The sequence below is a fragment of the Novacetimonas cocois genome, assembly GCF_003311635.1.
GTDB classification, from domain to species: Bacteria; Pseudomonadota; Alphaproteobacteria; order Acetobacterales; family Acetobacteraceae; genus Novacetimonas; species Novacetimonas cocois.
This window is the reverse complement of record NZ_QEXL01000015.1, coordinates 33,646-49,787: the sequence shown is the minus strand read 5'-3', so window position 1 is coordinate 49,787 and position 16,142 is coordinate 33,646. Positions and strand designations below refer to the sequence as shown.

Annotated in this window: 22 protein-coding genes and 1 tRNA gene; 14 read left to right on the top strand and 9 right to left on the bottom strand. The window is 58.5% G+C overall.

Annotated features, from left to right (window positions below; all coding sequences use genetic code 11):
* Positions 1 to 247 precede the first annotated feature (247 nt).
* Entirely contained in the window at positions 248 to 2,503 is a 2,256-nt protein-coding gene (locus tag NJLHNGOC_RS11690) for a hypothetical protein (protein WP_113596518.1), read from the top strand.
* A 117-nt stretch (positions 2,504 to 2,620) separates the two neighbouring features.
* Here the strand turns inward: NJLHNGOC_RS11690 and NJLHNGOC_RS15730 are convergent, their stop codons facing one another.
* The 4 genes from NJLHNGOC_RS15730 to NJLHNGOC_RS11670 form a co-directional block, all read right to left on the bottom strand.
* Entirely contained in the window at positions 2,621 to 2,887 is a 267-nt protein-coding gene (locus tag NJLHNGOC_RS15730; RefSeq protein ID WP_133258741.1) for a hypothetical protein, read from the bottom strand.
* Positions 2,888 to 3,115: 228 nt separating this feature from the next.
* Positions 3,116 to 3,301: a hypothetical protein gene (locus tag NJLHNGOC_RS16395; RefSeq protein ID WP_239021499.1), complete on the bottom strand. Its 186-nt coding sequence runs from the start codon at positions 3,299 to 3,301 to the stop codon at positions 3,116 to 3,118.
* A gap of 12 nt (positions 3,302 to 3,313) precedes the next feature.
* A complete protein-coding gene (locus NJLHNGOC_RS11675; protein WP_239021498.1) occupies positions 3,314 to 3,616 on the bottom strand; it encodes a BrnA antitoxin family protein in 303 nt (100 codons plus the stop codon).
* Positions 3,600 to 3,863, bottom strand: a complete 264-nt coding sequence (locus NJLHNGOC_RS11670) for a BrnT family toxin (protein WP_113596515.1) — start codon at positions 3,861 to 3,863, stop codon at positions 3,600 to 3,602. Before NJLHNGOC_RS11670 ends, NJLHNGOC_RS11675 begins: the two co-directional genes overlap by 17 nt.
* Positions 3,864 to 4,694: 831 nt before the next feature.
* On the opposite strand from NJLHNGOC_RS11670, the gene NJLHNGOC_RS15725 reads away from it, so the two are divergent.
* Complete coding sequence (locus NJLHNGOC_RS15725; protein WP_133258740.1) at positions 4,695 to 5,219, top strand: hypothetical protein; 525 nt, start codon at positions 4,695 to 4,697, stop codon at positions 5,217 to 5,219.
* A gap of 69 nt (positions 5,220 to 5,288) precedes the next feature.
* Complete coding sequence (locus NJLHNGOC_RS16390) at positions 5,289 to 5,789, top strand: hypothetical protein (RefSeq protein ID WP_239021497.1); 501 nt, start codon at positions 5,289 to 5,291, stop codon at positions 5,787 to 5,789.
* A gap of 49 nt (positions 5,790 to 5,838) precedes the next feature.
* On the opposite strand, the gene NJLHNGOC_RS11660 is transcribed toward NJLHNGOC_RS16390, so the two are convergent.
* Together NJLHNGOC_RS11660 and NJLHNGOC_RS11655 are read right to left on the bottom strand one after the other, a co-directional pair.
* Entirely contained in the window at positions 5,839 to 6,138 is a 300-nt protein-coding gene (locus NJLHNGOC_RS11660; protein WP_193713332.1) for a HigA family addiction module antitoxin, read from the bottom strand.
* Positions 6,128 to 6,418: a type II toxin-antitoxin system RelE/ParE family toxin gene (locus tag NJLHNGOC_RS11655; protein WP_113596513.1), complete on the bottom strand. Its 291-nt coding sequence runs from the start codon at positions 6,416 to 6,418 to the stop codon at positions 6,128 to 6,130. Before NJLHNGOC_RS11655 ends, NJLHNGOC_RS11660 begins: the two co-directional genes overlap by 11 nt.
* 137 nt (positions 6,419 to 6,555) lie before the next feature.
* Between NJLHNGOC_RS11655 and NJLHNGOC_RS11650 the strand changes: the two genes are divergently transcribed.
* The 8 genes from NJLHNGOC_RS11650 (at position 6,556) to NJLHNGOC_RS16620 (ending at position 9,061) form a co-directional block, all read left to right on the top strand.
* Positions 6,556 to 6,867: a hypothetical protein gene (locus tag NJLHNGOC_RS11650; RefSeq protein ID WP_113596512.1), complete on the top strand. Its 312-nt coding sequence runs from the start codon at positions 6,556 to 6,558 to the stop codon at positions 6,865 to 6,867.
* A complete protein-coding gene (locus NJLHNGOC_RS11645; RefSeq protein ID WP_113596511.1) occupies positions 6,867 to 7,247 on the top strand; it encodes a hypothetical protein in 381 nt (126 codons plus the stop codon). Before NJLHNGOC_RS11650 ends, NJLHNGOC_RS11645 begins: the two co-directional genes overlap by 1 nt.
* Before the next feature lie 72 nt (positions 7,248 to 7,319).
* The gene (locus NJLHNGOC_RS11640) at positions 7,320 to 7,667 is read left to right on the top strand and encodes a cell wall hydrolase (RefSeq protein ID WP_239021496.1); all 348 of its coding nucleotides are present in this window, start codon (positions 7,320 to 7,322) and stop codon (positions 7,665 to 7,667) included.
* Positions 7,664 to 8,014 (top strand): hypothetical protein, encoded by a 351-nt coding sequence (locus tag NJLHNGOC_RS11635; RefSeq protein ID WP_113596510.1) that lies wholly within the window; start codon positions 7,664 to 7,666, stop codon positions 8,012 to 8,014. The genes NJLHNGOC_RS11640 and NJLHNGOC_RS11635 overlap by 4 nt, the downstream gene beginning before the upstream one ends.
* A complete protein-coding gene (locus NJLHNGOC_RS11630; RefSeq protein ID WP_113596509.1) occupies positions 8,001 to 8,264 on the top strand; it encodes a hypothetical protein in 264 nt (87 codons plus the stop codon). Before NJLHNGOC_RS11635 ends, NJLHNGOC_RS11630 begins: the two co-directional genes overlap by 14 nt.
* A 9-nt stretch (positions 8,265 to 8,273) precedes the next feature.
* Entirely contained in the window at positions 8,274 to 8,630 is a 357-nt protein-coding gene (locus NJLHNGOC_RS11625) for a hypothetical protein (protein WP_113596508.1), read from the top strand.
* Position 8,631: 1 nt separating this feature from the next.
* Entirely contained in the window at positions 8,632 to 8,832 is a 201-nt protein-coding gene (locus NJLHNGOC_RS11620) for a hypothetical protein (RefSeq protein WP_113596507.1), read from the top strand.
* Between the two features lie 106 nt (positions 8,833 to 8,938).
* A complete protein-coding gene (locus tag NJLHNGOC_RS16620; protein WP_275399462.1) occupies positions 8,939 to 9,061 on the top strand; it encodes a hypothetical protein in 123 nt (40 codons plus the stop codon).
* Positions 9,062 to 9,480: 419 nt separating this feature from the next.
* On the opposite strand, the gene NJLHNGOC_RS11615 is transcribed toward NJLHNGOC_RS16620, so the two are convergent.
* Positions 9,481 to 9,555: transfer RNA gene (locus NJLHNGOC_RS11615), tRNA-Val, on the bottom strand.
* A gap of 162 nt (positions 9,556 to 9,717) precedes the next feature.
* Between NJLHNGOC_RS11615 and NJLHNGOC_RS11610 the strand changes: the two genes are divergently transcribed.
* Positions 9,718 to 10,566: an N-formylglutamate amidohydrolase gene (locus tag NJLHNGOC_RS11610; protein WP_113596506.1), complete on the top strand. Its 849-nt coding sequence runs from the start codon at positions 9,718 to 9,720 to the stop codon at positions 10,564 to 10,566.
* Positions 10,567 to 10,955: 389 nt separating this feature from the next.
* Positions 10,956 to 12,554: a B12-binding domain-containing radical SAM protein gene (locus tag NJLHNGOC_RS11605; RefSeq protein ID WP_113596505.1), complete on the top strand. Its 1,599-nt coding sequence runs from the start codon at positions 10,956 to 10,958 to the stop codon at positions 12,552 to 12,554.
* Positions 12,555 to 12,714: 160 nt separating this feature from the next.
* Here NJLHNGOC_RS11605 and NJLHNGOC_RS16020 read toward each other — a convergent pair whose 3' ends face one another.
* Positions 12,715 to 12,870, bottom strand: a complete 156-nt coding sequence (locus tag NJLHNGOC_RS16020; protein WP_165837930.1) for a hypothetical protein — start codon at positions 12,868 to 12,870, stop codon at positions 12,715 to 12,717.
* 179 nt (positions 12,871 to 13,049) lie between these two features.
* Here NJLHNGOC_RS16020 and NJLHNGOC_RS11600 point away from each other — a divergent pair, with 179 nt between their 5' ends.
* The gene (locus NJLHNGOC_RS11600) at positions 13,050 to 14,063 is read left to right on the top strand and encodes a hypothetical protein (protein WP_113596504.1); all 1,014 of its coding nucleotides are present in this window, start codon (positions 13,050 to 13,052) and stop codon (positions 14,061 to 14,063) included.
* 157 nt (positions 14,064 to 14,220) lie between these two features.
* On the opposite strand, the gene NJLHNGOC_RS11595 is transcribed toward NJLHNGOC_RS11600, so the two are convergent.
* Positions 14,221 to 15,936 (bottom strand): DUF885 domain-containing protein, encoded by a 1,716-nt coding sequence (locus NJLHNGOC_RS11595; protein ID WP_113596503.1) that lies wholly within the window; start codon positions 15,934 to 15,936, stop codon positions 14,221 to 14,223.
* Positions 15,937 to 16,142: the final 206 nt, after the last annotated feature.

Below are 16,142 nucleotides of genomic sequence, written 5' to 3'. Positions count from 1 at the left end.
ATGACGGATTATGGTATGGGCCGCAGATCCGTGCCCTCGGCTATTCCGATGTCGAAAGCTACGTGCGCGACATTCTGGCGCATTCAGATGAAAGCCGGCGTGACCACAATAACGGACCGTTCTTCTTTGTCCGGTGCAGACCGCTGAATACATCGGACGCAGAACACGACTCCGGTATCGTCCACTTGCAGAAAGAAGGCGACAGCCACCGGATCGCCACCCCGACACCCTTCCAACCAGACAGGAGGTGCAGGCGCTGGAGGGCATCATCGCCGGGCGTGAGAACACGCAGCGCGGGGCCGCCCTATCGGTCGCAGCCACGACCCACGCGCTGGTCGCGGATGTGATGGGTCCGCTGGTGACCGACCTCGACCGTGCCGGGCTGCTCAGGGCTGTGACGCGGCGCAACCATGACTTTGACCGCGACATCGCGCGGGAGATGTGGCGGCTGGATGATCCGGCATCGGGCGCAGCAACAGGGAACGAACACGCCCGACAGGCCGCCGAAATCCTGCACCGCCATCAGGAAAAGGTCCGCGCCCTGCAGAACGAAGCCGGGGCATGGATCGGAAAGCAGGAACACTACGTCACCCGGCAGAGCCACGACATGTGGAAGATCCGTGGCAACGGGGGCGAGGAAGATTACCACGCATGGCGCGACAGCATCCTGCCCAAGCTGGACCCGCGCACCTTCGACCGGCTGGATGCCGACACCAGCGAGGAACACTACCTGCGTGCCACATGGCAGGCGCTGTCATCCGGCGTGCATGAAAGCGCCAACGGCTCGGATTGGCTGTCCGGGTTCAAAGGCCCGGCCAATGCCGCCAAGAGCGCCAGCCAGGAACGCAGCCTGATCTTCAAATTCGCCGATGACTGGCTGGCCTATAACGAGCAGTTCGGGCAGGGCAACGTGCTCGACAGCGTGATGCAGGGCATGGAGCGCGGCGCGCGCAACGCCGCCGTCATGCGCACGCTGGGCACCAACCCGCGTGCCATGTTCGACCATGTGGCGGACCGGGCCATATCGGCGGCCAAGGACCGCAACGACTTCAGGACCGTGGACAGGCTGCGGGCGCTGAAGGATGGTGCATTGGTCGATGTGGTGACGGGCCGGGCCGCGGCGCCGCAGAACAAGACCATTGCCTCCATTGGGGCCTATCTGCGCTCTTACCAGGCCATCACCAAGCTGGGCGGCGTGGTGCTGTCATCCCTGCCGGATATCGCGGTTACGGCATCAGTCGCCCGGCACAACGGCATCCCGCTGCTGGAAAGCTACATGAACGCGCTGAAAAGCGTGGTGCCTGGCACGCTCAGCAAGGGGACACGCAACCGGCGCCAGATCGCACACATGATGGGCGTGGGGATCGACGGCACGCTGGGCGCGATCATGACGCGCTTCCATGGCGAGGACGGGCCGCTAGGCAGGATGGGGCGTACGGTGCAGTTCTTCCACCGGCTCAACGGCCTGCAATACTGGACCGACGCCATGAAGGAAGGGTTCGGCACCATGCTGACCCACAATCTCGGGCGTAACGCGGGCAAGGACTTCGACGCCCTGCACCCCAAACTGCGGCAGTCCCTGACGCGCTATGGCATCGACGCGGCGGAATGGGACGTGCTGCGCACCACGGCGAAGGAAGCGGCGGACGGCAACATGCACATCCTGCCGGCCGAACTGGACCACCTGACCGAGGACGACCTGAACCCCCTGCTGCGCGACAACATCACGCATGATGAAGCCCGCAATGAGCTGCAATCGAAGCTGTCATCCTACATCATCGACCAGGTGCGCGAGGGCATGACCGAAATCGACCCGCGCACGCAGGCCCTGATGCAGGGCAGCTACGCCGCCGCCGACCGTGTGAACCCGGTACTGGAGCAGGCCATGCGGATGTTCATGCAGTTCAAGTCCTTCCCGCTGACGCATATCCGGTGCGTGTGGGGCAGGGAGATCACGCGCGACGGCGCGGACGTGGCCGGCATCGCGCACCTGATCGTGGCGACAACCGTGCTGGGCTATGTCGCCATGAGCCTCAAGGCGATGGCCGTGGGGAAGGAACCGCGCAACCCGGCCGACTGGCGCACGGTTCTGGCTGCCATGCAGCAGGGCGGCGGGGCACGGATCTACGGTGATTTCCTATTCGGCGAACAGAGCCGCATGGGCAACTCGTTCCTTGAAACGCTGGCGGGCCCGACCTTTTCCGACGCCAGCAGCCTGTTCAAGATGTTCGCCAACAGCCGCGACACGGCACTCGGCAGCGCGGATGCCCCCAAGGGCAAGACGTTCGAGATGAACCTGCTGCAGGAAGCACGGCGGGAACTGCCGTTTGGCAACCTATTCTACACCCGCGCCGCCCTCGATTATCTGGTGTTCTACCGCCTGCAGGAGATGATGAACCCCGGATACCTCAGGCGCTACGAACTGGGCATCCAGCAGAACCAGGGGCAGAAGTTCTGGCTGTCGCCTAGCTGGAACCCTTATCAGGCGATGGGAGGGAACTGATGAAAAGATCAGGAATGAAATTCATCAGTAGCAAGCCGGAAGATATCAGGGCATTCCACAGGTTCTGCGCGGCGCTGAATATCAGAAAGGGAAACTTTGAGAGCGCGGCCACTTGCCTCAGTTATGTCGGCGAGGATCTACCACGGGCGGACCTGCATAACTATGCGTCGCTTTGGGATCAGGAATGGCGGTCAGTTGTGAAGCATCCAAGGGAACAAGAATCTCTGGATGTTCACCACCAGGCGCAGGCCTCCATTCGATGACGGCATAAGGTGCGCCGTCAATGTAAATGAAATCCGCAATATGAATTGCGTGTGGTGCCCCACCCCTGTCAAGAACGCAGTAGGTTTTATAAATTTCGCCGGTGAATGGTTGGCTGCTCATCTTGCAACCGTCCCAGACCCGCAGGAGTCGGGTCAACGCACCCTGCTATTGGTCAAAAAGAGAAGCCGACCCAACGGCCCGATGGGCATTGCTGATTGTTGGATAACTGACCACAGCGGCCCCCAGCATTGCCAGCGCCAGAAAGATGATTTTCTTGATCATGCATGCCTCCCTTCAGATGAGAGGAGATTTAACCAGCATGCGTATCAGCTACGTGTCTGGATAATCTCATTTTGTATCAGGGGAATAAGAAATTTTTAAAGGGGAAGATGGCACCTCGGTAAGCGGAAGCAGATGACTTGCGTCATCCGTGCCGTCTTCCCTTGCCTGGCGGTCAATGTCGGCTTCTGTGGTGGCGTTCACCTTGTCCCAGTCAATCGTGCCGGGCCGGGACATGATTTCCGCCAGTGTCATTCTTGCCATTGCTTATAACCCCACGGCCTGCCGGAGCATGTCGTTTGCACGCCGCTGCCATCCGGGACCGTCAGCTTTCAGACGCTCGACAAGATCCGGGTCCAGACGCATGGAGACCAGCTTTTTGGTTGCAGTTTTCTGGGGGCCACGAACGCGTCGGGCGCGGGCCAGGTCGGGAACGGAATCTGCTGACGCACACATGGCGGCAAAGTCCATATCCGTCAGTTCGGGATTATCCGCATCCTTGGCAATACCTCGATTGATGACGGCATCTTCCACATCGGTTGGCATAATGATGTCAGTTTTGCGAGACATAGAATGCTACCTCCCTTTTGTTCGCTTTCCGCAGGCTGATGATGCGTACGATCCGGGTTTCAACGCTGAATACCAGAACGTGCAGGCGATGACCGATTGGAGACAGCGCGACAAGGCGAGGTTCATCCGAGGAGCGGCTGGCTGTGACGAGCGCCTCATCCCATGCGAAATCCTCAGCGGCAACAAAGTCCACGCCATGCTTTTCGATATTGCTCAGGCGCTTGGCTTCGTCCCAATCGTATCTCATTCAGATTGTATATACGATAAAAGGTGCGAGATCAATTTAATTGTAGATACAATTTGTATGTTCGATTCGAACGGTCTTCCGCTGTCAAATTTTACAGCGGCTTTTCCAACTGCTCCCGCGCCAGCGCGCGGAAATGCGCCTGCTCATCTGGCGTTGCGTAATCTTCGGATATGACGGAATCAGCTCCGAATTGGCGTTTTGTCGCAATCGTCTGACCGTTCCATGGCCTGGGTGAATAGATGCAGCTTGAAGAATTTTTCTGCTAGGCGTTCTATGTCTTCGGGGGTGTAGGTCATAGGCTGTTCCTGACAGCAAGTTCAGCTTAATAGAAGAAAAAGCCGGGGAGGCAGTTTCCTGCCTCCCCTTGGAACAACTCTATTTTAGAGTTTTAACGCGGGATCGAGCGATAATGGGCACAAACGTGCTCAAGACGCCCAAACCGGATGCGCGTGTATGCGTGAACGAAAACCATAAGGGTCTCCTTTCAAGCGCCAACACGGCAGGGCTTGAAAAGGAAGCGCACATGTACTATCGTCACCATCACGTCAATGACTAGACGATAGGAGCCTCTGCGCTCCCTTCGGCTCTGTTTGCCCCGCCTTAATTGACGATTGCAGACAGATCACCGACCATAAATACGAGGGCCGTTGCCAAATTCCAGCTTGGCAGCGGCCTTTGTGTTTTTGGCCTCTTCCCTCCAATAGCTGTACCCTGAATATCAACGCAACCCATAAATCTGTTCCCGGTTCATTTTTTTATTCAAGGCACACTCAGAATGACATATACATATTTTCAGGTACGAAAATATCTGGTGTTATGGGGTGTGGATAAATGACAAAGACCGTTGAAAATATTGTGGATTCAATCCTGAGTAAGCGTAGGGATTTGGAAAACCAACTGAAAGAAATAGACGATGTTTTGTGCCGGATGGCTAAAATCGCAGGTATCGCATTATCGGACTTAATGGGCGTGGGGCGTCCAGATAATGCGAGTGCCCAGCCTCAAGAGGACTCTGATCCTGAATCGGTGAATGCCAAGCGCATATCTGATGATGAACTCGTTCAGTTTGTTATAACCATGATAGATGATGGTATATGGGACGATGAGATTGATGCCGACGAAATATACAAGGCTCTACGGCGTGACGGATTCAGTCCAGGTGGCACAGATGCACGGAAAAATTTAACAACCCGGTTATGGCGGATAACTCAAAAAGAAGATTCGCCCATTGAGAGGGCAGATAGTGGGAAATACAAAAAGCGCACACCAAAAGAAAAAGAATTTTCTGATGTGAATACTATTAATGTAAGATCTGCGGTAGTTATACCGCCATGGGCTCGTAAGGAAGAAGATTGATCGTTGAGTTAGTCAGGTCAAGAAGGCCGCCCCGCGCCCTTTCGCGCAACCGGGGGGAGCGACACCCACGTGACTGGCGCAATCCAGATCGACGGCAGGATGATCCTGTTCGACGCGAACGACTGCCACCTGCCACCGGGGTCGGAGGCCGTGATTGTCAATGAGAAAGGCAGGATCACCGTCGCCCGGCTGGAACCCACGGCGGAATGGGAACGTCTGGCCCGTACGCGCGCCGGGCTGATCTGGACGGTCAATCCGTTTGGCGAGCGGGTGCTGTTCGCGGTGAAAGTGCTGGGGCGGTATATCGGAACCAGGGATGTGGCATCGGCCGTCAGTCTTCAGGCCCAGAAAGTGGACATCTTTGAAGACGCGCAGCACCTGTCTGCCAATGAAGTTGCGGGTGAACTGGGCAAGGCGTTGGCGGTATGCGACCGCATCTATCACGAGCCTGACCGGGCCAATACCGACAACTGCGAACGCAGCCTGCGGGAAGCGGCGCACGGCATCATGCAGATGTGGAATGACGTGCAGCGGATCAAGCAGGAGCGAACCCGGCAGTTAGGCCGGTAGGCACCATGTCCCCTCCCTGCCTGCGCGGGGAGGGGATGCCGCCTGATGCCTACGCCGCAACAAGCGGTCGCACATGCAGGTCCGCCTCTCGTGTGCGGGCCTGCGCCATGTCCCACGCCACCTGCATGCGCATCAGGGTATCGGCCTTCACTCCGAACGCCATTTCAAACCGGATCGCCATATCGGCGGACAGGTGGGCGCGACCGTTCAGCAGGGCGCTCAGCGCCTGCCGCGACACCCCGAAATGTTCGGCCAGGTCCTTGATCTTCAGGCCATGGGGCTCAACCAGCTCCGTCCGGATCCAGTCACCCACGTTTACGGCGAGGGACGGGTGCATCTTAAGTGCCATGATAGTCCTCCATATCCATGTCTTCCAGCGCGCCCTGGTCATTGACCCGAAAGGTCAGGCGCCAGTTGCGGGTGATGGTCATGGACCATGTGCCGGCGCGGTCGCCTGACAGGGCATGCAGGCCGTAATTGGGTGGAACCGACAGTTCATCCAGCGATGCCGCGGCGTCGATAAAGGCCAGCATCTTGCGTAGGCGGGCGACGTCTCCGACGATTCCCTTCGGATTGCCTGTCTCGAAAAACCGGCGCAGCCCTTTGTGCTTGATGCTTTCGATTTCCATCGGAAGTAAAGTATGACTTTACGCAGAAGGCGTCAAGTTGCGCTTTACGTTGCGGGCAAAAAAAGGTCCGCCGTTCCACACCGTACTAACAAACTTCCCATACCCCGAAATCCTGACCATTCAGTTTCGGGGACGGCATGCGCTTCTCTCACCTTCTGGCAGCGGCCAGCCTCTTTGTCACGGTGCAGGCGCATGCTGCGCCCACGTCGCCGGAGCAGCACGGCCTGTTTGATGGTGGGGCGTTCCCACCTTCGGCGTCCGGGCTTGCCACGCGATCCGACCTGGCGGCCTATGCGCCGCCGTCTTCCACCTATGCCAACCTGCCCGCGTCCAGCACCCAGGTGATCCGCTGCACCGACTGCTATATCGGCAGCGGCAGCAGGGGCGTGCTGGTGCTGTGGAACGGCAGCGCATGGACAGGCGTGTCGGGTGAGGCGGTATCCCACTGATGACCGATCCCCGATATGCAACAGCCGAGGAAGTGGCTGTTGTCCGCGAGCGTGTGGCTAAAATGGAAGGTGGTCACGACAACCTGCGCGGCGACATGCAGGACCTGAACCGCCAGTTCTCGGACTTCCGGCGCGACATCACGCATGAGGTTCAGGAAAACGCGATCCAGACCCAGCAGAAAATCTCCGAGATGAATGACCGTTCGTCGCAGCGTGATGGAGAGATATCGGAACGTCTGGCCCGCATCGAAGGCGGCATGAAGCTGACATCGTGGGTGACCATGACCTTCATCGTGCTGGCGACCGGCCTGCTGGGCTGGGGACAGATTGGCGATGCGGCGTGGTCATTCTGCAAGCGCGCGTTCGGATATGGGCCATGACCGACGCCAGCTCGATGGACACCGCAGCACGCACCGCATGGGGCGAGGCGAGGGGGGGATGGCCTGCCGGGAATGCAGGCGGTCCTGAATGTCATCGGCAACCGCGCGGCATCCCCCGGATGGTGGGGGCGCTCGATCGGCAGTGTCTGCCTGTGCCCGTGGCAGTTCTCCTGCTGGAACGAGGACGATCCCAACGCATCGAAACTCGGGGCCGTCACGCAGGATGACCCGCAGTTCCGCGTGGCGTGCGCTTTGGCCGCTCAGCTGGTGGCCGGGCGTCTGGCCGACATCACGGGCGGCGCGGACAGCTATTTCGCCCATGACAGCATGAAGCCGCGCTGGGCCATTCCCCGGTTTTTCATCAAGACAATCGGCCGGCAGGATTTCTACCGCCTTGGCCTGAACGGAGACGGCAGATGAATACAGCCGCAAAACTGACCGGCCTCGGGGCCGCATTTGCCGGGATGCTTGAGTTCGTCCCGGAACAGTACGCCTTTTACGTCGCGCTGTTCATCCTCGCATGCGGGGCGGCAGCCGCGATGATCCCGCCGCCGCACGCAGGCAGCCGGTGGGCCGTGGCCTATCAGGTCATGAGCACCATCGGGCTGAACATCGGATGGGCGGAAAACCATTTCAAGCCAAGCCAGACCGCCGTGCGCGTGTCGGTGGCCGACAAGCCCGCGGCAAAAGCAGCGGTCGCGGCGGCGGGCATCCCGGTCCTGAACAAAAAGGGCCAGGCAGAGAAGGCGGCCAATGGGAACGCCTAACCCCATCCGGCGTCCGGGCCGGTTCGACCCGGGCCTGTATCCCACGCGCCGCGACACGCAGCGCATGATCGCCACCAGCGCCCCCGGCATGGATACGGCGGGGAATCTGGTGGTCACCATCGGGACCGCGCCCGCGTCGTCTGATGCGGCTGGCACGCCCGGCACCATCATTTTCGCATCCAGCGGCATCTACGTCTGCATGGCGCAGAACACGTGGACCGCTTACACGCCAGCCCTGATCTGGCCGTAAGGAACCGACATGACCAAACGATCCCGCCTCGCGGCCTGTGCCGCGATCCTCTCGCTGGCAACGCTTGGGGCCTGCGCGAACCAGACCAACCTGCGCAAGGCCGCGTTCGACACCATGAGCGCCTATCACGTAGCGGCCACCGGGGCCGAGGCCTATCTGGCGTCCGGCAGCGTGAACGCCACCGTCAAGGCCGATATCAAGACGGCATCCGCCGCCGCCCTTGTGCCGCTGACCACGCTGGATACCGCCGTGTCCAATGGCAACACGGTCACGGCATCGGAACTGGCGACAGCCGAAAGCGCGCTGGCCGGGCTTCAGTCCGCCCTGTCCATCGCCCAGACCACCACGACCACGGGGAGCAACTGATATGGACGCAACCGAACTGAGCGCCATCGTCAACGGTACAAGCCTCGTCCTCGGCCTGATCGAGAAATATGGCCCCGAGGCATGGACTACGATCAAGACGGCGGTGGAAGATACCGCATCGTCCAGCGGCCCCACCGCAGCCGACATCGAGGCGATTTACGCCAAGTGCAAGGCCGACAACGCGGCCATCCAGGCGTCGTGAACTTTTACACCGGCATCGCCCTCGGCTTCGTGCTGGGGGCGGCGTGCGCGGTGGGCTACCTGCTCATCGCGTTTGCGCGTGACTGCTGGCGGCAGGGGCGGATGGAATGATCTGGGCGGTGCTTGGCATCATCGCGGGGCAGATGGCGCTGGGATGGGTGATATTTTTCGTGCAGCGCGCCGACCATCGCCGCTACGTGCGCGAACGGCTGGGGGCGCCTGCGCCGTGATTCGGCGCTGGCTTCACTGGCTGTTCTGCCTGCAGAAAGGGTGTCGGAAATAAGAACGGCAGGAACCTGCGAAGGCCCTGCCGCTCTGAACCGTATTGCTGCGGGCCGGGCTTGATACCGGCTCTTGTGGCACTCCGAGTGTCGTTAGCTGTCTCCGCTTGATCCCAAATCCGTTTCACCGCTTCCGCGATGTGGGGCAGTGCTTTCCGCCGGTTGATTTTCCCATGCGTGTCCATCCACGCCGCCGCAGCAGGTGAAATTCTAGGGGAGGGAGGGGCAGAGTACAAGCCAAAAACACTTCACGGATTTTCCACGGATCGGGGAGGGTCAGCGCGGATTCTGGTGGACGCTAATGGATGATCCCCATTAGGGGATTATCACACATAACACAAGTTTTTGGCGGAAATCTGCGAAGCGAATGGTGGGCGCAACAGGGATTGAACCTGTGACCCCTACCATGTCAAGGTAGTGCTCTACCGCTGAGCTATGCGCCCATTCGCTTCGGTGAAATGGCTTCTAGCTGTCGTTGGGGCGTGGTGCAACCCCCTTTCTTCAAAAAAATTCACATTGACCAAAATCCTGCGTGCTGCGCCTATGCCCGATATGCGTTCCTATCCCGTCCTGTCGGTCAGTTTTCCTGAATCCCCTGTGTTCTCATGCCATTAGCCGTCCTTGCCCCTTTTGAGATCATTCATCCCCGGCATGGGAATGCGCCGCTGGTGGTGGCGTCGCCGCATTCCGGACGGAACTATACCGACCACTTTCTGAAACAGTCGCGCTTGACGCCCTTTGCCTTGCGCCGTAGCGAGGACTGCTTTGTCGAGGAACTGCTGCAACATGCGCCGGATTATGGGGCGAGCCTGCTTCATGCCACTTTTCCCCGTGCCTATTGTGATGCGAACCGGGAAGCGTGGGAACTCGATCCCAGCATGTTTCGTGACATGCTGCCGGAGTGGTGTAACACCTCCAGCAAAAAGGTGCAGGCAGGGTTCGGGACGATTGCGCGCCTGGCAGGAAGTGGCGGACTGATTTACAGCCGTCCGCTGGATTTCGAGGAGGCTGAATACCGCATCCGTGGCTGCTGGTATCCATATCATGCCGCACTGGCCTCGCTGATTGACGGCAGTCTGGAAAAACACGGCGTATGTATCCTGCTGGACGGACATTCGATGCCGCGACAGGGCCAGCGCGAGCAGGCGGATTTTGTTCTGGGGAATGCCTGGGGAACTTCCTGCGCGGCAGAGATCACGGCAACGGTCGAGGATATCCTGACGGCACACGGTTACCGTGTTGTCCGCAACATGCCCTTTGCCGGCGGATATGTCACACGACATTATGGTCGTCCCCGCAAAGGCGTGCATGCATTGCAGATGGAAATCAGCCGTCATCTCTATATGGATGAATGCACGCTGCAACGGCATCAGGGATTTTCCAGCCTGCAGCATGTCCTGTCCGGCATCATGGCTGAACTGGCGAAACTGGGGCATCGGATGGCCAGCCGTTAGGGTCTGTCGTCATCAGTCCGGAAACTGGATGAATCCGGTCACTGATGGAAAATAATAAAAATTCTGGCTCTCGAACTGTCGAATTCTCAAAAACGACATTCATATAAGTTTTTTTAAAATAGTCTTGCCACGAAATTCATCATGATTTTCGGGATATTTCGTGGATCGTCTTCTGAAGCAGCCATCCGTTCGGTGCGGTTCTATCGCTATTGCAAGGCTGTGGGTGTAGAAGCGTCGGTTCATCCAGATGGAGCATCCATAGTGACGACTGTTCGCTGGCCTACCGCCGTTTCGCCAGAGGTGGATCCGTCCATCTGTCCATTTCCTGTCGCCAGGGGACAAGATCGTTCCGCCCATAGCCGATTGGTGGCTGGGGGGATCGTTTTACGATGACCGATACCTGCAAGGTCTTGATGATCTTCCCGCGCTTCAACGCGAATTCGTTTTGGAACTATCAGGAAACCTGTGATCTGGCGGGTGCACGTTATCCGGCGGCGCCGCTTGGGCTGATCACGGTTGCCGCCCTGCTTCCCGAAAACTGGGAGGTCCGGCTGGTCAATCGCAATACCGAAACCCTGAGCGATGAGGATTTCGGCTGGGCGGATATCGTGATGACGGGCGGCATGCTGCCGCAGCGCAACGATGCCCTCCATATTATCGAAATGTGCCGTGCGGCCGGCACGCCGGTGGTGGTCGGCGGTCCTGATGTCACATCCAGCCCGGCGCTCTACAGCGCTGCGAATTTTCAGGTTCTGGGCGAAGCGGAAGAAATCATGGTCGATTTCATCGCGGCATGGCGTCGCGGTGACAGGCAGGGCGTGTTCGAAGCGCCGATGGGAAAGACGGACGTCACAAAAAGCCCGCTGCCCCGTTTTGATCTGCTGAAGCTGGACCAGTACCTGCATGTTGGCGTCCAGTTTTCGCGTGGCTGTCCGTTCAGCTGCGAATTCTGCGATATCATCGAACTGTATGGCCGGGTGCCACGCACCAAGACGAATGAACAGGTCATGGCCGAACTTGATGCCCTGTATGCCCTCGGGTATCGCGGGCATGTGGATTTTGTCGATGACAACCTGATTGGCAACAAAAAAGCGCTCAAGAAATTCCTGCCGGACCTCAAGGCATGGCAGGACAGGAAAAATTTCCCGTTCGAGTTTTCAACCGAGGCCTCGATCAACCTTGCCGATGATGCCGACCTGCTGCGCAGCCTGTCGGATACCAATTTCTTTGCCATATTCGTGGGTATCGAAAGCCCGGATACGGACTCCCTCGTCCTGATGCAGAAAAAGCAGAACACAAGGCGCAGCCTGCAACAGAGCATCGAGACAATCCACAAGGCCGGGATTTTCGTCAATGCCGGCTTCATCGTGGGGTTCGACAGCGAAAAGGGCAGTGTCGCGGCCGGCATGATCGAATGTATCGAGGATACGGCAATTCCGGTCTGTATGGTCGGCCTGTTGTATGCCCTGCCCACAACGCAGCTTACACGGCGTCTGCTGGCCGAAGGTCGCCTCTTTTCCGGCGGGGAGCAGACACAATCAGGGGACCAGTGCACCGCCGGGCTGAATTTCGAGACGAAGCGGCCACGGCGTGACGTGCTGAACGATTACAGGACGGTCCTTCAGGCAATCTATGACCCGGTTGCCTATTTCGGCCGTGTGCGGCGGCTTGGCCGGATGCTCAGGCGCGGGCGTGGTCATCGGATGATACGCGGGGACCTGCGCAGCTTTTTCCGGCTCCTTTCACGCATTCATCGCGCGGGACCCGGCACGGCGGTGCAGTTCTGGCGCATGTTGCTGGATTGCACCCTCCACAATCCGAAAGCATTGCCATACGTGGTCATGACAAGCGCGCTTTACCTGCATCTGGGGCCGTTCTCACGGCGGGTTGTGAGTGAGATTGACCGGGAAATCGCGGATGTGGACTCAGGACGCTGGCAGGCCCGCCCGCCGGTAGTGCCCGTGGCACCGGTGCTCGTGCCTGTCTGATCGCGATTGGTGAGAGCGACAGGAACGGACGGAAAAGGGCGCATGCGTGTCATTTTCGGTGTGTAAAGGTCAGGCCTGCGGCTACGTCCGTTCTGGAAGGCATGTTCATGATCCACCACTACGAGCCGGAACCGTAGGAACATGACGTAGGAGCCTGCCCTTATCGCCGGGTCATTCCGGGCTGCTGGCGTGACGACGTGCCGTGGTCATATCCCTCGTGCCAGTAGATGGGATGGCGGGAGCGATGCGGGTCATGGCAGCCCGCAACGGCGGCGGCAAGCGGCAGCAGGATGAAGATACCGAAAACGCGTTTCATGAAAACCTCCCGCTAACTGCGGGATGCAACGTCGCATCATCGGGAAGGTTCGGCGGGATAGAAAATGCTGCAGGCTGCTCCATTTTCCCTCTGGTCAATACAAGGGAAAAATATAATCATATTGTAACGGTCAGCCCGGACCATATCGGAAAGACAGGGCAATGCGCAGCCGATTTATTATGGCCTTTTCTGTTTTCGGCCTGTTCATGACGCCATTTGCCCATGCCGGGGCACAGGATGTTTCCCGCTGCGTCACCGGCAGTGTCGTCCTGCCATTACTGGGCGGGGCAGGGGATGGCCCCATTATTCCCGTGCGTGTCAACGATTATGACGTCGCAATGTATATCAGTCCCGATTACGACAAAATCTATGTCCGTGAAACACGGGATCTCCGCTTTCCCGATAAGGAAATGCCAGCCACGCTGGACCTGAATGGCTATCATTCCGAGGAAGTGGATTATATCGGCATAAGGGATCTGCAGATTGGCGGGGCGGATCTGGGCGCGGTCAATGGCGTCCTGATCCGGGGGGGCAGCGTGCAGTCGGCAGGGGGACGTCCCGTGATTGGCGTCATCGGGCAGATGGTGCTTTCACGCATGCTCATTCTGCTTGATATGCCTCATGGCGAGGTGATGTATATCACCACCAGCAATAATTCGGACTGTGACGATGTCGGCCAGCAGATCCTGGGGGACAGGGCGCGTTCCGTCCGTCTGGACGGGGATTTTCAGATCCCGGCTTTCATTGATGGAAAGAAACGATGGTTTTCCATGAACCCGGATCTGGACGTGACCTCCGTGCCAACAAGCTGGGATGACCTTCCCGAAGTTGCCCATCCGACCCTTGTCAGGGCGGAAAAGACGATTACCCGTTTTGACAGGTTCCTGACAGCGGGACGGGAAGCAAAAATTAAAGATTTCGAGATTGGCGGAGAACGCATCAAGGACGATACTGTCGTTCTGCAACGTGATATCATGACCGGGCATATCGGAATGCCTTTTTTTGCAGATCGCATTGTCCTGTTTGATTATCCGCATGGGCGTTTTTACTTCAAGTCAACTAGGGCCGGCCCAAGGCCCGAGGGACACCACCTCCATTTCACGCAGACCTTTACGACGCATGTGTCTGTCGTGGACAGAAGAGATAAGGCGGTCAATGTCGTAACCGCCGATAAAAAGGGAAAATCAGGCTGAATATGCACGGATGCTTCTGAAAACCCGTCTTCGAAAAAGCCTGTCATCATAAAGAAGTTTTTGGTGAAGCTTTTTTCAAAAAGCTTCAGGAAATGTCGCCTCCTGTGGAAAAAGGCGACATCTCGAAACCTTTGTGCCCTTTTGTCGGGCAGTTCTTTTACAGCATGGGGTCATTCCGTCCGGTCATTTCACGCCGGATGATGGGCATGGGCACAAGGCCGGAGCCAAGCAGCCCGTCATGGAATGCCTTCAGGGAGAATGCCTTGCCCTCGTTCTTGCGCATGTCGTCACGCAGGTGAAGGATCATGAGCTTGCCGAGCAGATAGGAATAATAACCGGGATCGGCCGTGCCTCGACGAGCCTCTTTGTAAGCCATGACAGAGGACTGGTAGCATTCCTGCTGCATCAGTTTTGTTGCATCGGCAAGGCTCATGCCCTGGGTGTGCATCCCGAATGATGCGAGGAAACGGCAGTCACGCAGCAGGGCGTCCTGCAACTGCGCAAGATGCAGTTTGGGATCCTGTGCGTGGAATCCCTGCTCGATCATCATCTGTTCGGTGTAATGCGCCCACCCTTCGGTGGTGGCATAGGACCGGCCGTCCTTGCGGGTTAGCGACCAGTCGGGATTGGCGCGCAGGTACAGCCCCTGCACGAAATGGCCCGGCATGGCTTCATGCACGGTAACGTTGAGCATGGACGGGGTGTTGGCATCTTCGAGTGATTCCTCAGCCTTCGCCGGGCTGAGTTTCGGGTCGATCGGCGTCACGTAGTAAAAGGATGTCGTGGCCTTGGTTTCGAACGGGCCGGGCCAGTCCGTTGCCGCCGTGATCATGGAACGTTCGAAACCTGGCGTATCGGTGACCACGGGCAGCGTGGTGTTGGGCAACGTCACGAGGTTATGTGACATCACGAAGCCCTGAGTATCCGTAAGCTGGGTGCGCACCAGCTGGTTCAGGGCATCGGCCGCGACATGGTCCTTGCGGATTTCGGCCAGGGCCTGATCTGGATGGCGGCGATCGATCTGGCGTTCAGCCGCATGGAACGCGGCCTGATCGCGGGCCAGCTGCGCGCGGCCAGCCTTGATGACAGTGTCGATAGGCGTGTTGACCATATCGGCGGCAAGCATCGCGCGGATGGTATCAGCGCCAAGCACGAAGGTGCCGGACGGTTTGATGGCGTTGAGCGCCGTCTGGAATTTCGAAAGGGCGGCAAGCGTCGCCTGCGTGCTGGCCTTAAGCTGGGCTTGAAGCCTGTCATCTTTCACGCTGGCGAAGGCGGCGGGTACGTTGTCACGCACGAAAACGATCGTGCCTTCCAGATCTTCCTTGGAAATCTCGATGAAAATCGCGGGAACCTGCTCAAGCTGTTTTTCGCCCCTGGCCAGCATCGCCGGGATCTGCTTTTCACGGGCAATGACGTCCTTCATCCGGACGGGAAGGGGCGCGAAATCACGGTCGATCAGGCTGTAGAGCGCGTCGGTGGCAAGGGTGATGTAAAAATCCGGGTTGTGGCGAAAGGGCTGTATGCGCTCGTTTGTGATCAGTTCCAGATCGATATCCGCCTTGAGGATATCGCGATCATCCTGCCTGCGTTGCGGCAGGGCGGAGACATCGAGCGCGTCCAGCGCGTCACGTTCGCGATGAAGGCGCTTCGTCTGCGCGTCTATGGCGCTGATTGAAACGTTGTCGAGCTTTGCGTCCGTATCATGGATGCCAAGCTGGGTGGAGCTAACCGGACTTGCCGCCCATTCAGCCTTGAAATGCGCCTTTTCAAGGGAATCCAGCGAAGGTGCGGGACCTGCTCCCATTGTGGCGAAGGCGGCGGTGAAAGCCAGAAGGAGGCGTCGGGTGGTGGGCCGTGGGAATATCTTCATGCCGGCATGATATGGCGGTGACTTATTGTTCGCAAACCAAAATGGATTGAGGTGTCAGGTCGTCTGGTTCAAAAAATGCGACCTGCGGGAGAGGGAACGTAATGATGTGGAAAATAGCGACGATCATACCGATGGGGCAGGGGAGTTGTCGCCACTATACCCTTGCCGAGGCGATGACCCCGATATCCACAACGGCTGCATTCTTT